Origin of the sequence: Streptacidiphilus sp. MAP5-3 (assembly GCF_041262505.1) — a bacterium.
Taxonomy (GTDB): domain Bacteria; phylum Actinomycetota; class Actinomycetes; order Streptomycetales; family Streptomycetaceae; genus Streptacidiphilus.
The window spans coordinates 55,746-71,984 of the sequence record NZ_JBGCCL010000028.1; the positions used below are offsets into that span (position 1 = coordinate 55,746).

Consider the following 16,239-nt stretch of genomic DNA (forward strand, 5'->3'; position numbering starts at 1 on the left):
GGTGGGGCTCCTTCCGCTGTCGGTCCAGGATCCGGGCCACTGGTGGCGGCACGGCTGGAAGCGACTCGAACGAGGGGTTTCCGCGGATGCCCGATGGCAGACGAGAAGTCAGTGGTCCTGAACCGACTGCCCGTCACCACTGGGCGTGGTGGAGTCAACTGGTGATGACTGGGCACCGTCAATAGAAGGAACGCAGAGGTGCAGAATCCCCACAGCTCCCGCACAAGAATCGACGGTGGCCTCCGCATGGGCCGCGGGGTCGATGGCGTGGGCGGGGAGCCTGTCGGCACAGCCGTCGGTTGTCGGAGCGTCCTGCCGGTTGTTGGCCGTGGCCTGCCGCCCGGGGATCCACTGGTGCCCCACCCGTCCGCCCACTCGTCCGCCCACCCGTCCGCCCGCGCGTCGGAGCGCGGGCGGACCACCGGAACCTGGAGAGCCCTTACCCGATGACGACGTTCGTCGACACCCCCGGCCTGCTGTCCCACTTCGTCGCAGGCAACCGCTCGCGGGCGGCAGGCGCCGGAGTGGACCCCTTCGAGTACGAGCGGGTGACCGCCACGGTCGCATCGCTGCGGGAGTGGCCCGCAGCGTTCGAGCGCACCGGCCGCGCCCACCTTGAGGCGGGGGAGCGGGCGGAGGCGGCCGGACACTCCGTCACGGCGGCGGTGGCCTACCGCACCGCCGCGGCCTGGCTCCACTGCGCGACCCTCCTGCCGCACCCCGACCGCGAGGCGCTCGTCCGCGCCGAGACCGCCGCTGACGAGGCGATGCGCAGCTCGCTCGCCCTGGCGGAGCCGGACGCGGCGCGGATCGAGGGGCTCGGGTTCGTGGGCTGGCTCCGCCGTCCCGCCGGGGTGGACCGGCCGCCGGTGGTGGTGATCGTCCCCGGTCTGGACTCCAGCAAGGAGGAGTTCCACGATGTCGCCGACGCCCTGCTCGCACGGGGCCTGGCGGTCGCGGCCGTCGACGGCCCGGGGCAGGGTCTGCTCGCGGTGAGCTCGGCGCCCGAGCCTCGGTACGAGAAGGTGGTCGGCGCGGTCCTGGACCACCTTGCTGCCCGTCACAGCGGGTTGGACCACGAGCGGATCGGTGTGATCGGACTGAGCCTGGGCGGCTTCTACGCTGCCGTGGCTGGCGCCCGTGAACCGAGGGTGCGTGCGACCGCCACGGTCAGCGGTCCCACGGTCCTGCACTGGCCCGAACTGCCCGCCTTCGTCACGGAGACACTCGCCCAGCGCTGCGGATCCCTGGACGGTGCACGGGAGTTCGCGGGGCAGATAAACCTGCTGCCGCTCGCCGACGCCATCGGCGGGCCGTTGCTGGTCGTGGACGGAGGCCAGGACCGGATCCCGGGCGTGACCAACGGCGCTTCATTGGCGACTGCTGCTGCGCAGAGCGAGTACCTGCTCGTGCCGGACGGGGACCACCTGCTCGGCAACGCAAGGGCGCAGTGGCTTCCACACACTGCGGACTGGCTTGTGGCACATGTCGGTCAGGACGCCATCGCGTCGGACTCGGCCTGAGGGCACACGGGCATGACCACGTCGGCGGTCGCTTTGAGGGCCGGCTCGAAGCCGAATGCCGACGGGAAGTTGACGGACCGTCAACTGTGGTTATCGGCCTGCCCGTCGGCCCGGCGTCGCGTGGTCAGAACCAGTGCAGGCAGTGCGGGGCACGCTCGGCGCGGAAGAGGGCGTCGGCGAGGGCCGCCGCGCCGGGGCGGTGGGCGTGGATGTGTCCGGCGCGCACCAGCGTGCTCGGTGCGGTGCCGCCGAGGTAGAGCGAGGCGAGGTCACTGACGTCCAGGGACAGGTCCGGCTCCCGGTCGGTGGGAACGCAGTCGGCCTTCCCGTCCCGGACCGTCAGCAGGTAGCGGGCACGCTCGCCGAGGAACGGGTCGTCGACGTCCAGGACCAGCTCTCCGTCGGTGGACCAGCCGCGCGCGGTCAGGGCGCTCGGGATGTCGAGCAGGCGGACCCAGAGCCAGTCGGTGTCGTCACTCACCTCGGCCGCACGGAAGTCCGCCAGCTGCCAGCGCAGCGGGTGGTCGGGCGCGACCTGCTTGAACACGACCCGGCCGACCAGGTCGTGGTCGAGCGCGAACCGGGCCAGGGCGGTGGCCACGGCGTCGTCGGCGGCGATGGTCTCGTCGACCGTCAGGGTTTCCTTGTCGCGGGTGTAGCTGGCGTACCCGTCGGGGACACCGTCGGCGTTCCGGTGGACGGCGACGTAGCGCGGCGCGCGGGCGACCGGGGGCTGCCCCGCGCCCGACGCCCACCAGCGGTGCGGCCGGGACAACGCGCCGGGCTGGGCGCGGCGGTACCGGTCGTAGACCTGCTCCAGGATCTCGCCGCACTCGGCACGACGCAGCACCTCGATGGAGCCGGCCGCCTCGCGCACCTCCCCGTGGCGTGCCCTCGGGAGGGCGAAGGCGCCCTGGTGTCGCTGGACCGTCAGTTGTCCGGTGTAGGTCGCCGGTCCGTAGCCGAACCTGCGGTAGATCACGGCCTCGGAGGCCAGCAGCACCGAGAGCGACTCGCCCCGGGCGCGGAAGTCGGTGAGCTGTTGCCGCATCAGGGCGGTCAGCGCACCCTTGCGTCGGTGCGAGGGCAGCACGCCGACGCCGGTCACCCCGGTGGCCGGGACGAGGACCTCGCCGGGCAGCGTGAGCTCGAACGAGTACGCGCCGGCGGTGCCCACGGGGCGCCCGTCCGCCGCGACGGCGAGGAGGTTCCGGTCCATCTCGAACGCCGCCCAGAAGACCCCGCCGCCGTCCGCGTCCGGGGTCTGACGGAAGAGGCCGAACGCGGTGTGGAGTGTGTCGACGAAGACGTCGAGGTCCTGGTCGGTCGTGGGACGGATCTCCATCGCTGGCGCTGCCTCTCTCCGGTGCCGGGGCAGCACGACCCGTGATGCCCCGGCACAGTGCAGCGTCCGCACAGCCACAGGGTCAAGGGGTTTACGGACCGGCGGCGACCGGTCAGCTCACCCCGAGGGGCTCAGCCGAGCTGGTCGAAGAGGGAACGGTCGAAGAGGGAACGGTCGATGGCCCGCTTGAGGATCTTGCCCGTCGCGCCCTTGGGGAGCGTGTCGACGAAGGCGACCAGGTGCGGGACCTTGTACGCGGACAGCCGCTCCTTGGCCCAGGCACGCAGCGCCGCCGCGTCCGGAGTGGCGCCCGGACGCAGGGCGATCGCGGCGGCCACCTCCTCGCCGTAGTGCGCGTCCGGGACGCCGATCACGGCCGCCTCGACGACGTCGGGGTGCTCGTAGAGGACCTCCTCGACCTCGCGCGGGTAGACGTTGTAGCCGCCGCGGATCACCAACTCCTTCTTGCGGTCCACGATGTGGAGCTCTCCGGCGTCGTCGATCCGGCCGAGGTCGCCGGTGGCGAGCCAACCGTCGTGCAGCACCTCGGCGGTGGCTTCCGGACGGCCCCAGTAGCCCTTCATCACCACCGGACCGCGCACATGGACCTCGCCGATCTCGCCCGCCGCCAACTCCGCTCCGTCCAGGGCGCGGACGGCGATCTCGCAGCCGGGGATCGGCGCGCCGACCGACCCGACGGTGGTGGCGCGGTCCGCGACCTGGACCGTGGCGGAGCCGGTGGTCTCGGTCAGCCCGTAGCCCTCCAGGATCGTGCAGCCGAAGCGCTCCTCGAAGGCCCGCTTGACCTCTCCCGGCAGCGAGGCCCCGCCGGAGGAGGCGAGGCGCAGCGAGGCGAAGTCGGCCGGGTCGGCGTCGCCCGAGGCGTGCAGCAGGGCGTTCCACATCGTCGGCACGCCCGCCGTCGTGGTGAGCCGCTGGTCGCGGATCATGGCCAGCATCTCGTGCGGGTCGAACCGGGGGAGCAGCGACAGGGACGCACCGACACGCATGGTGGTCGCGAGGATGCAGGCCTGGCCGTAGACGTGGAAGAGCGGCAGTGCGATGCCCGCGCGGTCGTCGGGGCCGAGGTCGTGGATCCCCTGGTAGATCGATGCGCAGGCGTGCAGGTTGCCGTGCGTGAGCATCGCGCCCTTGGGGCGGCCGGTGGTCCCGGAGGTGTAGAGGATCGCGGCGGTGTCGTCCGGGGTCGCGTCGGTGGGTGCCACGGTCGAATTGCCCTCGGGTGTCAGGCCGTCCAACTCCCGCTGCAGCTCCCAGTACGGCACGCCGATGGCGGCTGCCGCCACCGCGGGCGCGGGGGAGACCGCGTGCCAGCCCAGGACCAGGGAGATCCCGGCGTCCGTTCCGATGTACTCCAGCTCCGGCGCGGGGGCCATGGTGTTCGCGGTGACCGCGATCGCTCCGACGGACAGCACGCCGTAGTAGGCCGCCACGAACTCGGGGACCGACGGGGCGATCAGCAGTACCCGCTCCCCGGCCCCGATCCCGGCCGCGCGCAGCCGCGTCGCGACGGCGGAGGCGTTGTCGCGCAGGGCGGCGTAGGACCAGCGCTGACCGGCGGTGCCGTGGAGGGCGGTGCGCTGCGGGGCGGACTCGGCGTGGTCCCAGACGGGTTGCGCGGCGTTCGACATGGGTTCCCTTCCGGAGGGCGGTCCGAGGGTGTTCCGTGGGTCATCCGTGCGACCGACCCACGGTATGGATGAATCCAACGTCGGGTTCAATATGCATGTCCGGGCACCGAGCGGGGAAGACGCGGAAGACATTGAATCCGACGTCAAGTTTGACTAGCCTCGCTCCCATGGCCACCGACAGCAGCACACTCGCCGCGTGGCAGAAGCTGGCCGTGCGCCAGGTCGCCACCAACGGCATCGAGCTCCGCGTCTTCGGCACCGGAGAGAGCAGCGAAGGCGACGGTGTCGCGGACCTCCCGCCCGTTGTCCTCTGCCACGGCTTCCCCGAGCTGGCGTTCTCCTGGCGTCACCAGGTCGGCGCGCTCGCCGACGCGGGGTACCGCGTGATCGTGCCCGACATGCGTGGCTACGGCGGCAGTTCCCGGCCCGCCGATCCCGCCGCGTACGACATGGTCACCCTCTGCGCCGACCTGACCGGGCTGCTCGACGCCCTCGGCCTCGCCGACGCCGTCTTCGTCGGCCACGACTGGGGCGCGGCCGTCGTCTGGCACCTGGCTCTGCTCCACCCGGACCGGGTGCGCGCCGTGGCCGGGCTCAGCGTCCCGCCCGCGCCGCGCGCGCCCGTCGCGCCGCTGTCGATCCTGCGGTCGCGGATGGGCGAGGACTTCTACATCTCCTGGTTCCAGACGGCGGAGCCCGAGACGGCGCTCCGTGCCGACGTGCGGCGCACGCTGCTCTCCCGCCGCGCGCCGACGGCCGCGTGGGCGGCCCGCGACGAACCCGCCGAGCCGCGTCCGGACTGGCTGGACGAGGACGAACTCTCGCTCTATGTCGAGACGTTCGAAGAGACCGGGTTCACCGGCGGCCTCAACTACTACCGGAACATCGACCGCAACTGGCAGTTGATGGAACCGCTGGACGGCCGCACGGTCGACCAGCCGTCCTTCTTCGCGATCGGCTCCCGCGACCCGGTCGGCAAGTTCAGCGCCACCGACCGGCTGGACCGCGTGCTCACCGACCAGCGCGGGCAGCTCGTGCTGGACGGCGCGGGCCACTGGATCCAGCAGGAGCGCCCCGCCGAGGTCAACGCGGCCCTGCTGGGCTTCCTGGACTCGCTCCGCTGACCCCGTTCTATGGACCCCGTTCCGCCGACCCCGTTGCGATGACCGCGTTGCGACGACCGGGGCCGGGGAGGGCCGATTGCTATCATCGGCTCGTCGAGAAGCACGTCGAAGGGACACTTGTGGCAGGCCAGGTCCCGACCGACGGCGGCTCCGCTCCCGCCGCGCTCTCCGGCACCTCGCATCCGGCGGGTGAGCGGATCACCAGCCCGCGCAGCGCACGCGGTGAGCGGACCCGCAACGCGCTCGTCGCGGGCGCCCGCGAGGTCTTCGAGCGCGACGGCTATCTGGACGCGCGGATCACGGACATCTCCAAGGCCGCGGGTGTCGCGTCCGGCTCCTTCTACACGTACTTCACCAACAAGGAGGAGATCTTCGCGGCCGTCGTCGAGCAGGTGCAGGAGGAGATGCTCCATCCGCACCTGCGCGAGCGCACCGGGATCACCGACGCCCGCGAGCTGATCGACGCCTCGAACCGCGAGTACCTGCGCTCGTACAAGCAGAACGCCCGCCTGATGGCCCTGTTCGAGCAGGTCGCGCAGATCGACCCGACCTTCCGCGCGTTGCGCATCCGGCGCGGCAACGCGTTCGCGCAGCGCAACGCCAAGCTGATCAAGCAGCTCCAGGAACGCGGCGAGGCCGATCCGTCGCTGGACCCGCTGGTGACCGCGCACGCGCTGTCGAACATGGTGAGCCGGATGGCCTACACCGTCTACGTGCTGGAGCAGCGCATCGCCTTCGAGCGGTTGGTGACCACGCTCAACCAGATCTGGTTCAACGGACTCCAGCTGCGCGAGCCGGGTGGCCACGGGTCGGACTAGCCCCGGAGTAAGCCCGAACCAGCCGTACCGCAAAGGGATCTGACGTCATGTCGGGTCCCTTTCCGCTGTCCGTGCGCAGGTCCGGCCACGCCAGGGGAGTACTTGAACTTGACGTTGGATTCAACTATACAGGGAACGTATCCGGTCGCCCATGACCTGGCGGCGGCCCGAAACTCCTGGCAGGAGCCCCTCATGTCCCTGTTCGAGCTGTCGGAGCGCGCCCAGAAGTACCAGGCCGAGCTGCTGGACTTCATGGACACGCACGTCTACCCCGCCGAGGCGGTCTACGAGGAGCAGATGCGTGCGGCGGGCGACCCGCACGCGCAGCCGCCGGTGCTGGAGGAGCTCAAGGCGGAGGCGCGCCGCCGGGGTCTGTGGAACCTCTTCCACCCGGACCCGAAGTGGGGCACGGGCCTGACCAACCTGGAGTACGCGCCGCTCGCCGAGATCATGGGCCGCAGCGCCCACCTCGCGCCGGAGGCGACCAACTGCGCGGCGCCCGACACCGGCAACATGGAGGTGCTGACGCTCTTCGGCACCGAGGAGCACCAGGAGAAGTACCTGCGGCCGCTGCTGGACGGCACCATCCGCTCCGCCTTCGCGATGACGGAGCCGGCCGTCGCCAGCTCCGACGCCACCAACATCGAGCTGCGGATGGAGCGCGACGGCGACCACTACGTCCTCAACGGCCGCAAGTGGTTCGCCTCCAACGCGCTGCACGCCAACTGCACCGTCATGATCGTGATGGGCAAGACCGACCCGACCGCGCAGCGCCACCGTCAGCAGTCGATGATGGTCGTCCCGATCGACGCCCCCGGCGTCACCGTCCTGCGCGGCCTGCCGGTCTTCGGCTACCAGGACCGCGAGGGCCACGCGGAGATCACCTTCGAGAACGTGCGCGTGCCGCTCACCGACGTGCTCAAGGGCGAGGGCGAGGGCTTCGCCATCAGCCAGGCCCGGCTCGGTCCGGGGCGCATCCACCACTGCATGCGCGCCATCGGCATGGCCGAGCGGGCCCTGGAGCTGCTGTGCCGCCGCGCCCTGTCCCGGACCACCTTCGGGAAGCCGATCGCCGAGCGCGGCAACATCCAGGACTGGATCGCCGAGGCGCGCATCGACATCGAGCAGATCCGGCTGCTGACCCTGAAGGCAGCGTGGATGATGGACACCGTCGGCAACAAGGCCGCCCGCACCGAGATCGCCGCCATCAAGGTGGCCGCGCCCAACGTCGCGCTCAAGATCGTCGACCGGGCCATCCAGGTCTTCGGCGCCGCCGGGGTCACCGACGACTTCCCGCTCGCCAGCGCCTACGCCCACCTCCGCACACTGCGGATCGCCGACGGCCCGGACGAGGTACACAAGGCGGCGATCGCCAAGCAGGAGCTGGCCAAGTACCGAAACGCCGAAGCCCGAAACGCCGCAGCCGGCAACGCCTGAGCCTTCGGGAGGACGCGTCATGGAGACCTCACTCGCCGCCGCGACGGTGCTCGCCGAGCGCCGCGGCTCGGTCCTCGTCCTGACGTTGAACCGCCCGGAGCGGCTCAACGCCTGGACCTACGCCCTGGAGGACCGCTACTTCGACCTGCTCGACCAGGCGGAGGCCGACCCCGGCGTCCGCGCCGTCGTGGTGACCGGAGCCGGGCGCGGCTTCTGCGCCGGCGCCGACCTGGAGGACCTCGAGGCCGCCGGGAACGCGGACGCGGAGACGCTCGCGCGGATCCCCGCCCGCAGTCGCCCGCGCACCCGTCCGCTCACGCTGCGCAAGCCGCTGATCGCCGCGGTCAACGGCGCGGCGGCCGGGCTCGGCCTGGTCCAGGCGCTCTACTGCGACATCCGCTTCGCTACGCCCGAGGCCAAGTTCACCACGGCGTTCGCGCGTCGCGGACTGATCGCCGAGTACGGCATCGCCTGGCTGCTGCCACGCCTGGTCGGGGTGAGCCGGGCGACGGACCTGCTGCTCTCCAGCCGGGTCGTGCGCGGCCAGGAGGCCCTGGCGATGGGCCTGGTGGACTTCGTCGCCGAGCCGGACCAGCTGCTGGACGCCGCCGTCGCCTACGCGACGGACCTGGCGGAGAACTGTTCCCCGTGGTCGATGAGCGTGATCAAGCAGCAGGTGCAGCGCAGCCTGGACAGCAGCTTCGCCGCCTCCGTGGCTGAGGCGGACGCGCTGATGCTGGAGGGCTTCCAGCGCCCGGACGTGCGCGAGGGCGTCGCCAGCTACCTCGAACACCGTGCCCCGGCCTTCCCGCCCCTGGAGCCGGAGGCGCTGACGTGACGTCAACTCTCTTCAACGACCCGCTCCCCAAGGCTGTGCTGACGGACTTCGGCGGGGTGCTCACCACCGACATCTTCGCCTCGTTCCGGGCCTTCTCCGCGCGCGTCACCGGCGACCCGCACGCGGTGGAGCGGCTCTTCCGGGAGGACGAGGACGTCTCCCGCGCCCTTGTCGAGCACGAACGCGGACGCGTGCCGCAGGCGGAGTTCGAGCAGGCGCTCGCCAAGGGGCTGCGGGGGCGTGGTACGGACGTCGCGCCGGACGGCCTGCTGGCCGCGCTGAGCGCGGACATCCGTCCGGACACGCGGATGGTGGACGCGATCCGCCGCCTGCACGCGGCGGGGGTGCCGGTGGCGCTGGTGTCCAACGCCCTCGGCGACGATCTGTACCGAGACGTCGACCTTCCGGCGCTCTGCGACGTCGCGGTCATCTCCAGCGAGGTGGGCGAACGCAAGCCGGGACGCCGGATCTACACGATCGCCTGCGAGCGGCTGGGCGTCGCGCCGGAGGACTGCGTGCTGATCGACGACCTGGAGCAGAACCTCAACGGTGCGGCGCGCCTGGGCATCCGTGGGCTGCACCACGTCGACAGCGCGGCCACCGTCCGGGCCCTCCAGCAGCTCTTTCCGCAGGCCTTCCCGCAGGCCTTCCCGCAGGCCTTCCCGGAGAGCGGGGCCGGATCCGTCACTCCTTGAGGTCGGTGCCCGCCTTCATCAGCAGTTCGCTCGCGAGCGCGTTGAGCGCGCGGGCCGCCGCGGTCTCCTCACCGACACGCAGTTGCTCCGGGTCGTTCTCGTGCCGGGTCGCGTGACCGCGTGCCCGCAGCTCCGTGCCGTCGGGGAGTCTCAGCATGGCGGCGGCCCGGGTCTTGCGGTCGACCTCTTCGAACTCCATCTCGATGTGCCAGCCGACGATGGTCTGCATGGTGCCCACCTCCTGGCGTAGCCGTACACCCATCCAGCCTGCGCCCGCCCTGGTGCGACGGCATCCGGAACCACGGCCCGTGCCGGCCCCTACGCTGGCACCGTGACCGATCCCCTGCTGCCCGGACTGACTGGCCTGACCGGACTGAACGGCCTGACCGACGTCGACGCCGACACGTCCGGCGAGAAGCTCGTGCGCTGCTCGGGATGCGGTCGCCCGCTCCGCGACCCCGCGAGCCGGGCGCGCGGCCATGGCCCCGTCTGCACCGAGATCCGCCTCCTCGAGCCGCCGCGCGGCGAGCAGCAGGAGACGCTGCCGGGACTTTAGGCCCTGTCGAGCCCGGCTCATGGACGGTTGCCTACCGTCGGGGACGAGGCTGAGCTGAGCAGCCTGCGGGCGGCCCCGGCGCGCACCCCCGTCGCGCCGGGGCCACAAAACGCCCGAGCCAAAAGGCCAAAGCCAAGGGCCACGAAAAAGCCAAGGGGCCCCTCACCGCTGCTGCGGAGAGAAGCCCCTGGCGTCGACCGAGTCAGTACGCCGAGACGTGCTCCCGCTCCAGCTCGGGCTCCGGCGTGCTCTGGACGTCGACCTTGGTGACGGCCAGGTACGCGACGCCCACCACGATCAGCGCGGCGAGCGCCAGCGCCACCGGGCCGTCGCCGAAGCCCAGGCCGCCGGTTGCGGTGGGCTTGCCGAAGCCGTCGGCCAGGGACGCGCCCAGCGGCCGGGTGATCACGTAGGCGGCCCAGAAGCAGGCGACCGGGTTCCAGTTCAGGAAGCGGTAGCCGAGGGCCGGGACCAGGATCAGCGCCGCGAAGATACCCGCCGAGGTGAAGTACCCCAGGTGCAGCGTGAAGGCGGTGAAGTCGCCGAGCGCGGTGCCCATGGCGAAGGTGGCCACGACCGTCGCCCAGTAGAACGCCTCGCGCCGCGGGTTGTCGATGCTGTGGATCGACAGGGTGCCCTCGGTGCGCTTCCACACGAAGAAGACCAGGAACAGCAGCACCGCGTACAGCGCACTGGAGAGTGTGTACGGCACGCCGAGCGCGACGTGCATCACATCGGCGGCCATGGTGCCGAAGATGCCGACCATGGCGACGGAGAACCAGTACGTCCACGCCCAGTAGCGGCGAATCCGGAACTGGAACGCCAGCGCGACGACGAACGCGACGAAGCCGATCCCCACCGCTATCTGCGGCACCATGGCCCCGACCAGGTAGTCCGAGGTCGCCTCACCCATGGCGGTGGACAGTCCCTTGACGATCCAGAAAGCGGCGACGATCCCGGGGACACGTAGAGCGGCGCCCTGGACACCGGCGGCAGCGGTGACCGAACGGGCGTGACGAGCGGGAGAAGTCATCCGCTCACCTTAAGGGGCCACCGTAAACGTAGGGTGAGCGCCCCGCCCGATCGTCGCCTCCGCACGCTCCCTCCTTGATCCCCGCCCGTGGCAAAATCGCCGGGTGCAGATCGGGATGCTGGGCCCACTGGAGGTTCGCACGGACGACGGCGGCCTGGCCGACGTGCCGGGCGCGCGGTTGCGGGGACTGCTGGTCGCCCTCGCGCTCAAGCCGGGGCACGTGGTGCCGAAGGCGACGCTCGTCGACTGGATCTGGGGCGAGTACCCGCCCGCCGACGCCACCAACGCGCTGCAACGCCTGGTCTCCCGGCTGCGGAAGGTGCTGCCGGAGGGTGCGGTCGAGGGGCAGCCGGACGGCTACCGGTTGACGGTGGCGCCCGACGCCGTCGACGCCGTGCGGTTCGAGCGGCTGGTCAGCGCCAGTCAGGCAAGCCGCCCGAGCGGGGCGAGCCGGGTGCGCGGGGCGAGCGAGGCCCGCACCGAGGACGGCTCCCGTCACGTGCCGCTGCTCCGCGAGGCGCTCGACCTGTGGCGCGGCGCGGCGCTGCAGGACGTGGGGCTGCAGGACAGCGCCGCGTTCGACGCGGCCGTCGCCCGGCTCGAAGCGCTGCGCCTGACCGCCACGGAGGAGCGGCTCGACGCGGAGGTCGCCCTGGGACGCGGCGCGGCGCTGGTCACCGAGCTGAGCGACCTGGTGGCCGCGCATCCGGTCCGTGAGCGGCTGGTCGCCGCGCTGATGCGGGCGCTCGTCGCGGCCGGTCGCGACAGCGAGGCGCTGCAGGCGTTCCAGCGTGCCCGCGAGGCGCTGGTGGACGAGCTGGGCGTCGACCCCTCGCCGGAGCTGTCCGCGCTCCATGTCGCGCTGCTGCGCGGGGAGTTGCATGGGCTGCGTGAGGTGCGTGAGTTGGGTGAGGTGCGTGACGCCACGCGCGGGGAGTCGGGCCGGCCCGGGGAGCCGGAGGCCCGTCGCACCAACCTCCGTGCGGAGCTGACCAGTTACGTCGGCAAGGACGCCGACGTCGTCGCCGTCCGCGAGCTCCTCGGCGGGCACCGGCTCACCACCCTGATCGGGCCCGGTGGTTCGGGCAAGACCCGGCTCGCCGGGGAGACCGCACGCACCATGCTCGGCGAACTGCCGGACGGCGCCTGGCTGGTGGAGCTCGCCCCGATCGGCCCGGACGGCGACGTCGCGCAGGCGACGCTCTCGGGGCTCGGTCTGCGCGACACCCTGCTCGGCGACACGCCGAACGCGGCGGATCTGACGGAGCGTCTGATCACGGCGATCCGCGAGCGCGAGGCGCTGCTGATCCTGGACAACTGCGAGCACGTGATCGAGCCCGCCGCGGTCTTCGCCCATCGGGTACTCGGCGAGTGCCGGCGCCTGCGAATCCTGGCGACCAGCCGGGAACCGCTCGGCATCACCGGGGAGGCGCTGTTCCCGGTCGAGCCGCTGGCCCTGCCGGACGCCGACGCGGACGCGGCCGAGATCGCGGCCTCGCCCGCCGTCCGGCTGTTGCAGGACCGGGCCGGGGCGGTGCGCCGGGACCTCGCCGTCAGTGCCGTCAGCGCCGTCACTGCCGACGGCGCCGTCGACGCCCGGACGCCGGCGACCGTCGCGACGATGGCGCGCGTCTGCCGGGCGCTGGACGGTATGCCGCTGGCGATCGAACTGGCCGCGGCCCGGCTGCGGACGATGTCCGTCGAGCAGCTCGCCAACCGGCTCGACGACCGGTTCCGGCTGCTGACCGGTGGCAGCCGCACCGCCCTGCCGCATCACCGGACGCTGCGCGCGGTGGTCGACTGGAGCTGGGAGCTGCTCACCGAGGCCGAACGCGCGGTGCTGCGGCGGCTCTCGGTCTTCGCGGGTGGCGCGAGCCTGGAGGCCGCCGAGCGCGTCTGCGCGGGCGACGGGGGCGACGGGGGCGACGGGGGCGAACAATATGGGGTCGAACAGAACGGGGTCGAGCAGGCGGAGGTGCTCGACCTGCTCACCGCGCTGACCGAGAAGTCGCTGCTGGTCACGGCGGGCGGCGCGGTTCCGCGCTACCGCATGCTCGGCACGATCAAGGAGTACGCGGGGCACCGGCTCGCCGAGGCGGGTGAGGCCGAGTCGGCGCGGCAGGCGCATCTCGCCTACGTCACCGAACTCACCGAGACCGCGGACCCGCATCTGCGTCGCGCCGAACAACTGGAGTGGCTGGCCGTGCTGGAGGCGGAGCACGACAACATCGGTTCGGCGATGCGCGGTGCGCTCGCGGCCGGTGAGGCGCAGGCGGCGATGCGGCTCGCGGCGGGCGCCGGCTGGTACTGGTGGCTCAGCGGGCAGCGCACCGAGGGCATGGAGCTGATCACCGCCGCCGCCGGCGCGCCCGGCGAGGTGACCGACGAGGTCCGGGCCATGGTGTACGGCCTGGTCGTGCTGTTCGTGAGCTCCGGGCGCGGCGACGCGCAGGAGGCTGCGGAGTGGATCCACGAGGCGTCCCGGTTGAGCCTGCGCGGCCGGGGCGGCTACCCGTTGCTGGCGCTCGTCGTCGCAATGGAGCGCCTGCTCCAGGGACCCGACCAGCTGCTGTCGGCCTGGGAGCCGCTGCTGGAGGAGGAGGACCCCTGGGTGCGGGCCCTCGCCCGGCTGCATCTCGGCAAGACCCGGATCCTGCTCGGCGAGGGCGGATCCGAGGCGGAGGCATACCTGGAGGCGGCCCTCGCCGAGTTCCGGGCCATCGGCGAGCGGTTCGGGATCTCGTTCGCGCTGTCCGAGCTGGCGGACCGGATCGCCACCCGCGGGGAGTTCGCTGCCGCGTGCGATCTCTACGAGGAGGCGATCGCCGTCGTCACCGAGCTCGGCGCCACCGAGGACCTCATCCGGATGCGCTCGCTCCAGGCCAAGTTGTACTGGCTGCTGGGCGAGGAGGAGGCTGTCGCCGCCGCCCTCGCCGAGGCCCAGCGGTGGGCGGAGCAGGTGACCTGGCCGAACGCACTGGCCGAACTGGCCCTCGCGAAGGCGGAGCTGGCCCGGTGGGGCGGGGCTGCCGATGACGCTCGCAGCCAACTGGACGTCGCCCTGGTGCTGTTGGGCGAGGATGCCGAGCTTGTGCAGATCCGGGCGCTGAGGCACGACATGCTCGGCTACCTGGTCGGTGATCTCGGTGACCTCGGCGAGGCACGGGCGCACCGTGCGGCGGCCTGCGCGGCGGCGGCCGAGGCGGGACACGCCTTGCTGATCGGGCAGGTGCTCGTCGGCGTCGCGGACTACGCGCTCCGCCGCGACCAGCCGGAACAGGCAGCGAAGCTGCTTGCGGCGAGCGCGGCCGTGCGCGGCCTTACGGACCGGTCGAATCCGGACGCGGCCCGGATCGAACGGACCGCGCGGAACCGCCTCGGCGAACCGGAGTTCGCCGAGGCGGTTCAGCAGGGGACGCAGACCGAGTGGTCCCGGCTGGTCGAGGCTGTGCTGGCCCGCTGACGTCAGGCTCGCTTCCTGAAGGTGGAGACCGCCCACAGGTACCCGACGAGGGCCAGCCCGATGCACCATGCGAGGCCCTGGATTGCGGTGCCGGTCGCCACGTGGCCTCCCGACAGCAGCCCGCGCAGAGTCTCGATGATCGGGGTGAAGGGCTGGTATTCCGCGAACTGCCGGATGCCGGGGCCCATCTTGCTGGCGGGCACGAACGCGCTGCTGAGGAACGGCAGCATGATCAGCGGCACGGTGCCCATGCCCGCCGACTCGGGGGACTTCGCGGCCAGGCCCATGGCGACCGTGAGCCAGCTGGCCGCGAAGCCGAGCAGCAGCGACAGCCCGACGACGCCGAGCCAGTCGAGGGCAGTCGCGTCCGAGCGGAACCCCATCGCGAAGCCGACGCCGACGATGACCGCGTCAGCGATCAGGCCGCGCACCGTCGTTGCGACGACATGCCCGGTCAGCACCGCGCCGTGGGAGACGTCCATGGTCCTGAAGCGGTTGATGATGCCCTTCGTCATGTCGTCGTTCACGGCTGTCGCGGTCGGCCCCATGCCGTAGCTGAGGGCCATCACGATCAGACCCGGCACCGCGTAGTCGACGTACTTCCCACCGACGTTGAAGGCGTCACCGAAGACATAGACGAACATGAACATCATCACGACTGGAAACAGCACCGCCTGGAAGACCGTGGCGGGGTTCCGGACCGTGTGCTTGAAGTTCCGGCGCAGCATGATCGCCGAGTCGCCGAGGGAAACCGAGAGCGTGCTCATCGTGCGATCGCCTCCGTGGTGGTGGTCGAGGTGGTGGTCGAGGTGCTGCTGCTGGGGTTCGCGCGGCCGGTCAGGGCGAAGAAGACGTCGTCCAGGTCCGGGGTGTGCACCGAGAACTCCTCGGCGTTGACCGCGTGTTCGTCGAGCCGGTCCAACAGGGCCCGCAGCGACCGGGATCCGCCGTCGCTCGGTACGCGCAGCGTCAACTCCTGGTCGTCCCGCGTCGATTCGGGCAGGAACCCGGCCGCGGTGTCCAGCGTCCGGGCGTCGGCGAAGCGGAGCCGGACGTGGGTGCCGGGGATCTGCCGCTTGAGCTCCAGCGGCGTGCCCTGGGCGACGATCCGGCCCTGGTCCAGCACCGCGATCCGGTCGGCCAACTGGTCGGCCTCCTCCAGGTACTGCGTGGTGAGGAAGATGGTGGTGCCCTCGGCCACCAGCTCGCGGACGATGTCCCACATGGTGCGCCGGCTGCGCGGGTCTAGACCCGTGGTCGGCTCGTCCAGGAAGATGATCTGCGGGTTGCCGACCAGCGTCATCGCCAGGTCCAGCTTGCGGCGCATGCCGCCCGAGTAGGTCGACGCCATCTTGTCGGCCGACTCCACCAGGTCGAACCGCTCCAGCAGGCCCGCGACGACCTTCTCGGCGGAGCGGATCCGCTTCAGGTCCGCCATCATCCGCAGGTTCTCACGACCCGTCAGCAGCTCGTCCACAGCGGCGAACTGGCCGGTCACGCCGATGACCTTGCGCACCTCCCTGGTCGCGGTCACCACGTCGTGCCCGCCGACGCGCGCGCCGCCCGCGTCGGCCTTCGTCAGCGTCGTCAGGATGTTGACCGTCGTCGTCTTCCCGGCCCCGTTCGGGCCGAGCATCGAGAAGACCGACCCCGCCTCGACGTCGAAGTCGACGCCGTCGAGAACGATCTTGTCCCCGTACGTCTTCTGCAGCCCCTGGGCTGCGATCACCGTGTTCCTCATGCCGACTACGATCC

The 16,239-nt window shown here is 71.7% G+C and carries 14 protein-coding genes; 8 read left to right on the forward strand and 6 right to left on the reverse strand.

Annotated features, from left to right (window positions below; all coding sequences use genetic code 11):
* Window positions 1-446 precede the first annotated feature (446 nt).
* The gene (locus ABH928_RS29665; protein ID WP_370071715.1) at window positions 447-1,523 is read left to right on the forward strand and encodes an alpha/beta hydrolase family protein; all 1,077 of its coding nucleotides are present in this window, start codon (window positions 447-449) and stop codon (window positions 1,521-1,523) included.
* Between the two features lie 124 nt (window positions 1,524-1,647).
* Here the strand turns inward: ABH928_RS29665 and ABH928_RS29670 are convergent, their stop codons facing one another.
* Window positions 1,648-2,868, reverse strand: a complete 1,221-nt coding sequence (locus ABH928_RS29670) for a GNAT family N-acetyltransferase (protein WP_370071716.1) — start codon at window positions 2,866-2,868, stop codon at window positions 1,648-1,650.
* Window positions 2,869-2,999: 131 nt separating this feature from the next.
* Window positions 3,000-4,520, reverse strand: a complete 1,521-nt coding sequence (locus ABH928_RS29675) for a long-chain fatty acid--CoA ligase (RefSeq protein ID WP_370071717.1) — start codon at window positions 4,518-4,520, stop codon at window positions 3,000-3,002.
* A 167-nt stretch (window positions 4,521-4,687) separates the two neighbouring features.
* Between ABH928_RS29675 and ABH928_RS29680 the strand changes: the two genes are divergently transcribed.
* From ABH928_RS29680 to ABH928_RS29700, 5 genes are all read left to right on the forward strand, one after another.
* The gene (locus ABH928_RS29680; RefSeq protein ID WP_370071718.1) at window positions 4,688-5,644 is read left to right on the forward strand and encodes an alpha/beta fold hydrolase; all 957 of its coding nucleotides are present in this window, start codon (window positions 4,688-4,690) and stop codon (window positions 5,642-5,644) included.
* 119 nt (window positions 5,645-5,763) lie between these two features.
* Window positions 5,764-6,462: a TetR/AcrR family transcriptional regulator gene (locus ABH928_RS29685; RefSeq protein ID WP_370071719.1), complete on the forward strand. Its 699-nt coding sequence runs from the start codon at window positions 5,764-5,766 to the stop codon at window positions 6,460-6,462.
* 192 nt (window positions 6,463-6,654) lie between these two features.
* Window positions 6,655-7,899 carry an acyl-CoA dehydrogenase family protein gene (locus tag ABH928_RS29690; protein WP_370071720.1) on the forward strand — a complete coding sequence of 415 codons (1,245 nt, stop codon included), beginning with the start codon at window positions 6,655-6,657 and terminating at the stop codon, window positions 7,897-7,899.
* 19 nt (window positions 7,900-7,918) lie between these two features.
* The gene (locus ABH928_RS29695; protein ID WP_370071721.1) at window positions 7,919-8,737 is read left to right on the forward strand and encodes an enoyl-CoA hydratase-related protein; all 819 of its coding nucleotides are present in this window, start codon (window positions 7,919-7,921) and stop codon (window positions 8,735-8,737) included.
* On the forward strand, window positions 8,734-9,432 hold the full coding sequence (locus ABH928_RS29700) for an HAD family hydrolase (protein WP_370071722.1): 699 nt from the start codon (window positions 8,734-8,736) through the stop codon (window positions 9,430-9,432). The genes ABH928_RS29695 and ABH928_RS29700 overlap by 4 nt, the downstream gene beginning before the upstream one ends.
* On the opposite strand, the gene ABH928_RS29705 is transcribed toward ABH928_RS29700, so the two are convergent.
* Window positions 9,422-9,661, reverse strand: coding sequence for a dsRBD fold-containing protein (locus tag ABH928_RS29705; protein ID WP_370071723.1), 240 nt, complete (start codon window positions 9,659-9,661; stop codon window positions 9,422-9,424). The genes ABH928_RS29700 and ABH928_RS29705 overlap by 11 nt on opposite strands.
* A gap of 102 nt (window positions 9,662-9,763) precedes the next feature.
* Here ABH928_RS29705 and ABH928_RS29710 point away from each other — a divergent pair, with 102 nt between their 5' ends.
* Window positions 9,764-9,988 carry a DUF6011 domain-containing protein gene (locus tag ABH928_RS29710; protein ID WP_370071724.1) on the forward strand — a complete coding sequence of 75 codons (225 nt, stop codon included), beginning with the start codon at window positions 9,764-9,766 and terminating at the stop codon, window positions 9,986-9,988.
* A gap of 202 nt (window positions 9,989-10,190) precedes the next feature.
* Here ABH928_RS29710 and ABH928_RS29715 read toward each other — a convergent pair whose 3' ends face one another.
* The gene (locus ABH928_RS29715; RefSeq protein WP_370071725.1) at window positions 10,191-11,021 is read right to left on the reverse strand and encodes a hypothetical protein; all 831 of its coding nucleotides are present in this window, start codon (window positions 11,019-11,021) and stop codon (window positions 10,191-10,193) included.
* 103 nt (window positions 11,022-11,124) lie between these two features.
* Here ABH928_RS29715 and ABH928_RS29720 point away from each other — a divergent pair, with 103 nt between their 5' ends.
* Window positions 11,125-14,484: a BTAD domain-containing putative transcriptional regulator gene (locus ABH928_RS29720; protein ID WP_370071726.1), complete on the forward strand. Its 3,360-nt coding sequence runs from the start codon at window positions 11,125-11,127 to the stop codon at window positions 14,482-14,484.
* A 2-nt stretch (window positions 14,485-14,486) separates the two neighbouring features.
* On the opposite strand, the gene ABH928_RS29725 is transcribed toward ABH928_RS29720, so the two are convergent.
* Together ABH928_RS29725 and ABH928_RS29730 are read right to left on the reverse strand one after the other, a co-directional pair.
* Complete coding sequence (locus ABH928_RS29725) at window positions 14,487-15,251, reverse strand: ABC transporter permease (RefSeq protein ID WP_370071727.1); 765 nt, start codon at window positions 15,249-15,251, stop codon at window positions 14,487-14,489.
* Window positions 15,248-16,225, reverse strand: coding sequence for an ATP-binding cassette domain-containing protein (locus ABH928_RS29730; protein WP_370071728.1), 978 nt, complete (start codon window positions 16,223-16,225; stop codon window positions 15,248-15,250). The genes ABH928_RS29725 and ABH928_RS29730 overlap by 4 nt, the downstream gene beginning before the upstream one ends.
* Window positions 16,226-16,239 lie beyond the last annotated feature (14 nt).

Coding starts and splice junctions, on each gene's coding strand:
- ABH928_RS29665 (WP_370071715.1), top strand. CDS start 447: ATGACGACGTTCGTCGACACCCCCGGCCTGCTGTCCCACTTCGTCGCA.
- ABH928_RS29670 (WP_370071716.1), bottom strand. CDS start 2,868: ATGGAGATCCGTCCCACGACCGACCAGGACCTCGACGTCTTCGTCGAC.
- ABH928_RS29675 (WP_370071717.1), bottom strand. CDS start 4,520: ATGTCGAACGCCGCGCAACCCGTCTGGGACCACGCCGAGTCCGCCCCG.
- ABH928_RS29680 (WP_370071718.1), top strand. CDS start 4,688: ATGGCCACCGACAGCAGCACACTCGCCGCGTGGCAGAAGCTGGCCGTG.
- ABH928_RS29690 (WP_370071720.1), top strand. CDS start 6,655: ATGTCCCTGTTCGAGCTGTCGGAGCGCGCCCAGAAGTACCAGGCCGAG.
- ABH928_RS29695 (WP_370071721.1), top strand. CDS start 7,919: ATGGAGACCTCACTCGCCGCCGCGACGGTGCTCGCCGAGCGCCGCGGC.
- ABH928_RS29705 (WP_370071723.1), bottom strand. CDS start 9,661: ATGCAGACCATCGTCGGCTGGCACATCGAGATGGAGTTCGAAGAGGTC.
- ABH928_RS29715 (WP_370071725.1), bottom strand. CDS start 11,021: ATGACTTCTCCCGCTCGTCACGCCCGTTCGGTCACCGCTGCCGCCGGT.
- ABH928_RS29725 (WP_370071727.1), bottom strand. CDS start 15,251: ATGAGCACGCTCTCGGTTTCCCTCGGCGACTCGGCGATCATGCTGCGC.
- ABH928_RS29730 (WP_370071728.1), bottom strand. CDS start 16,225: ATGAGGAACACGGTGATCGCAGCCCAGGGGCTGCAGAAGACGTACGGG.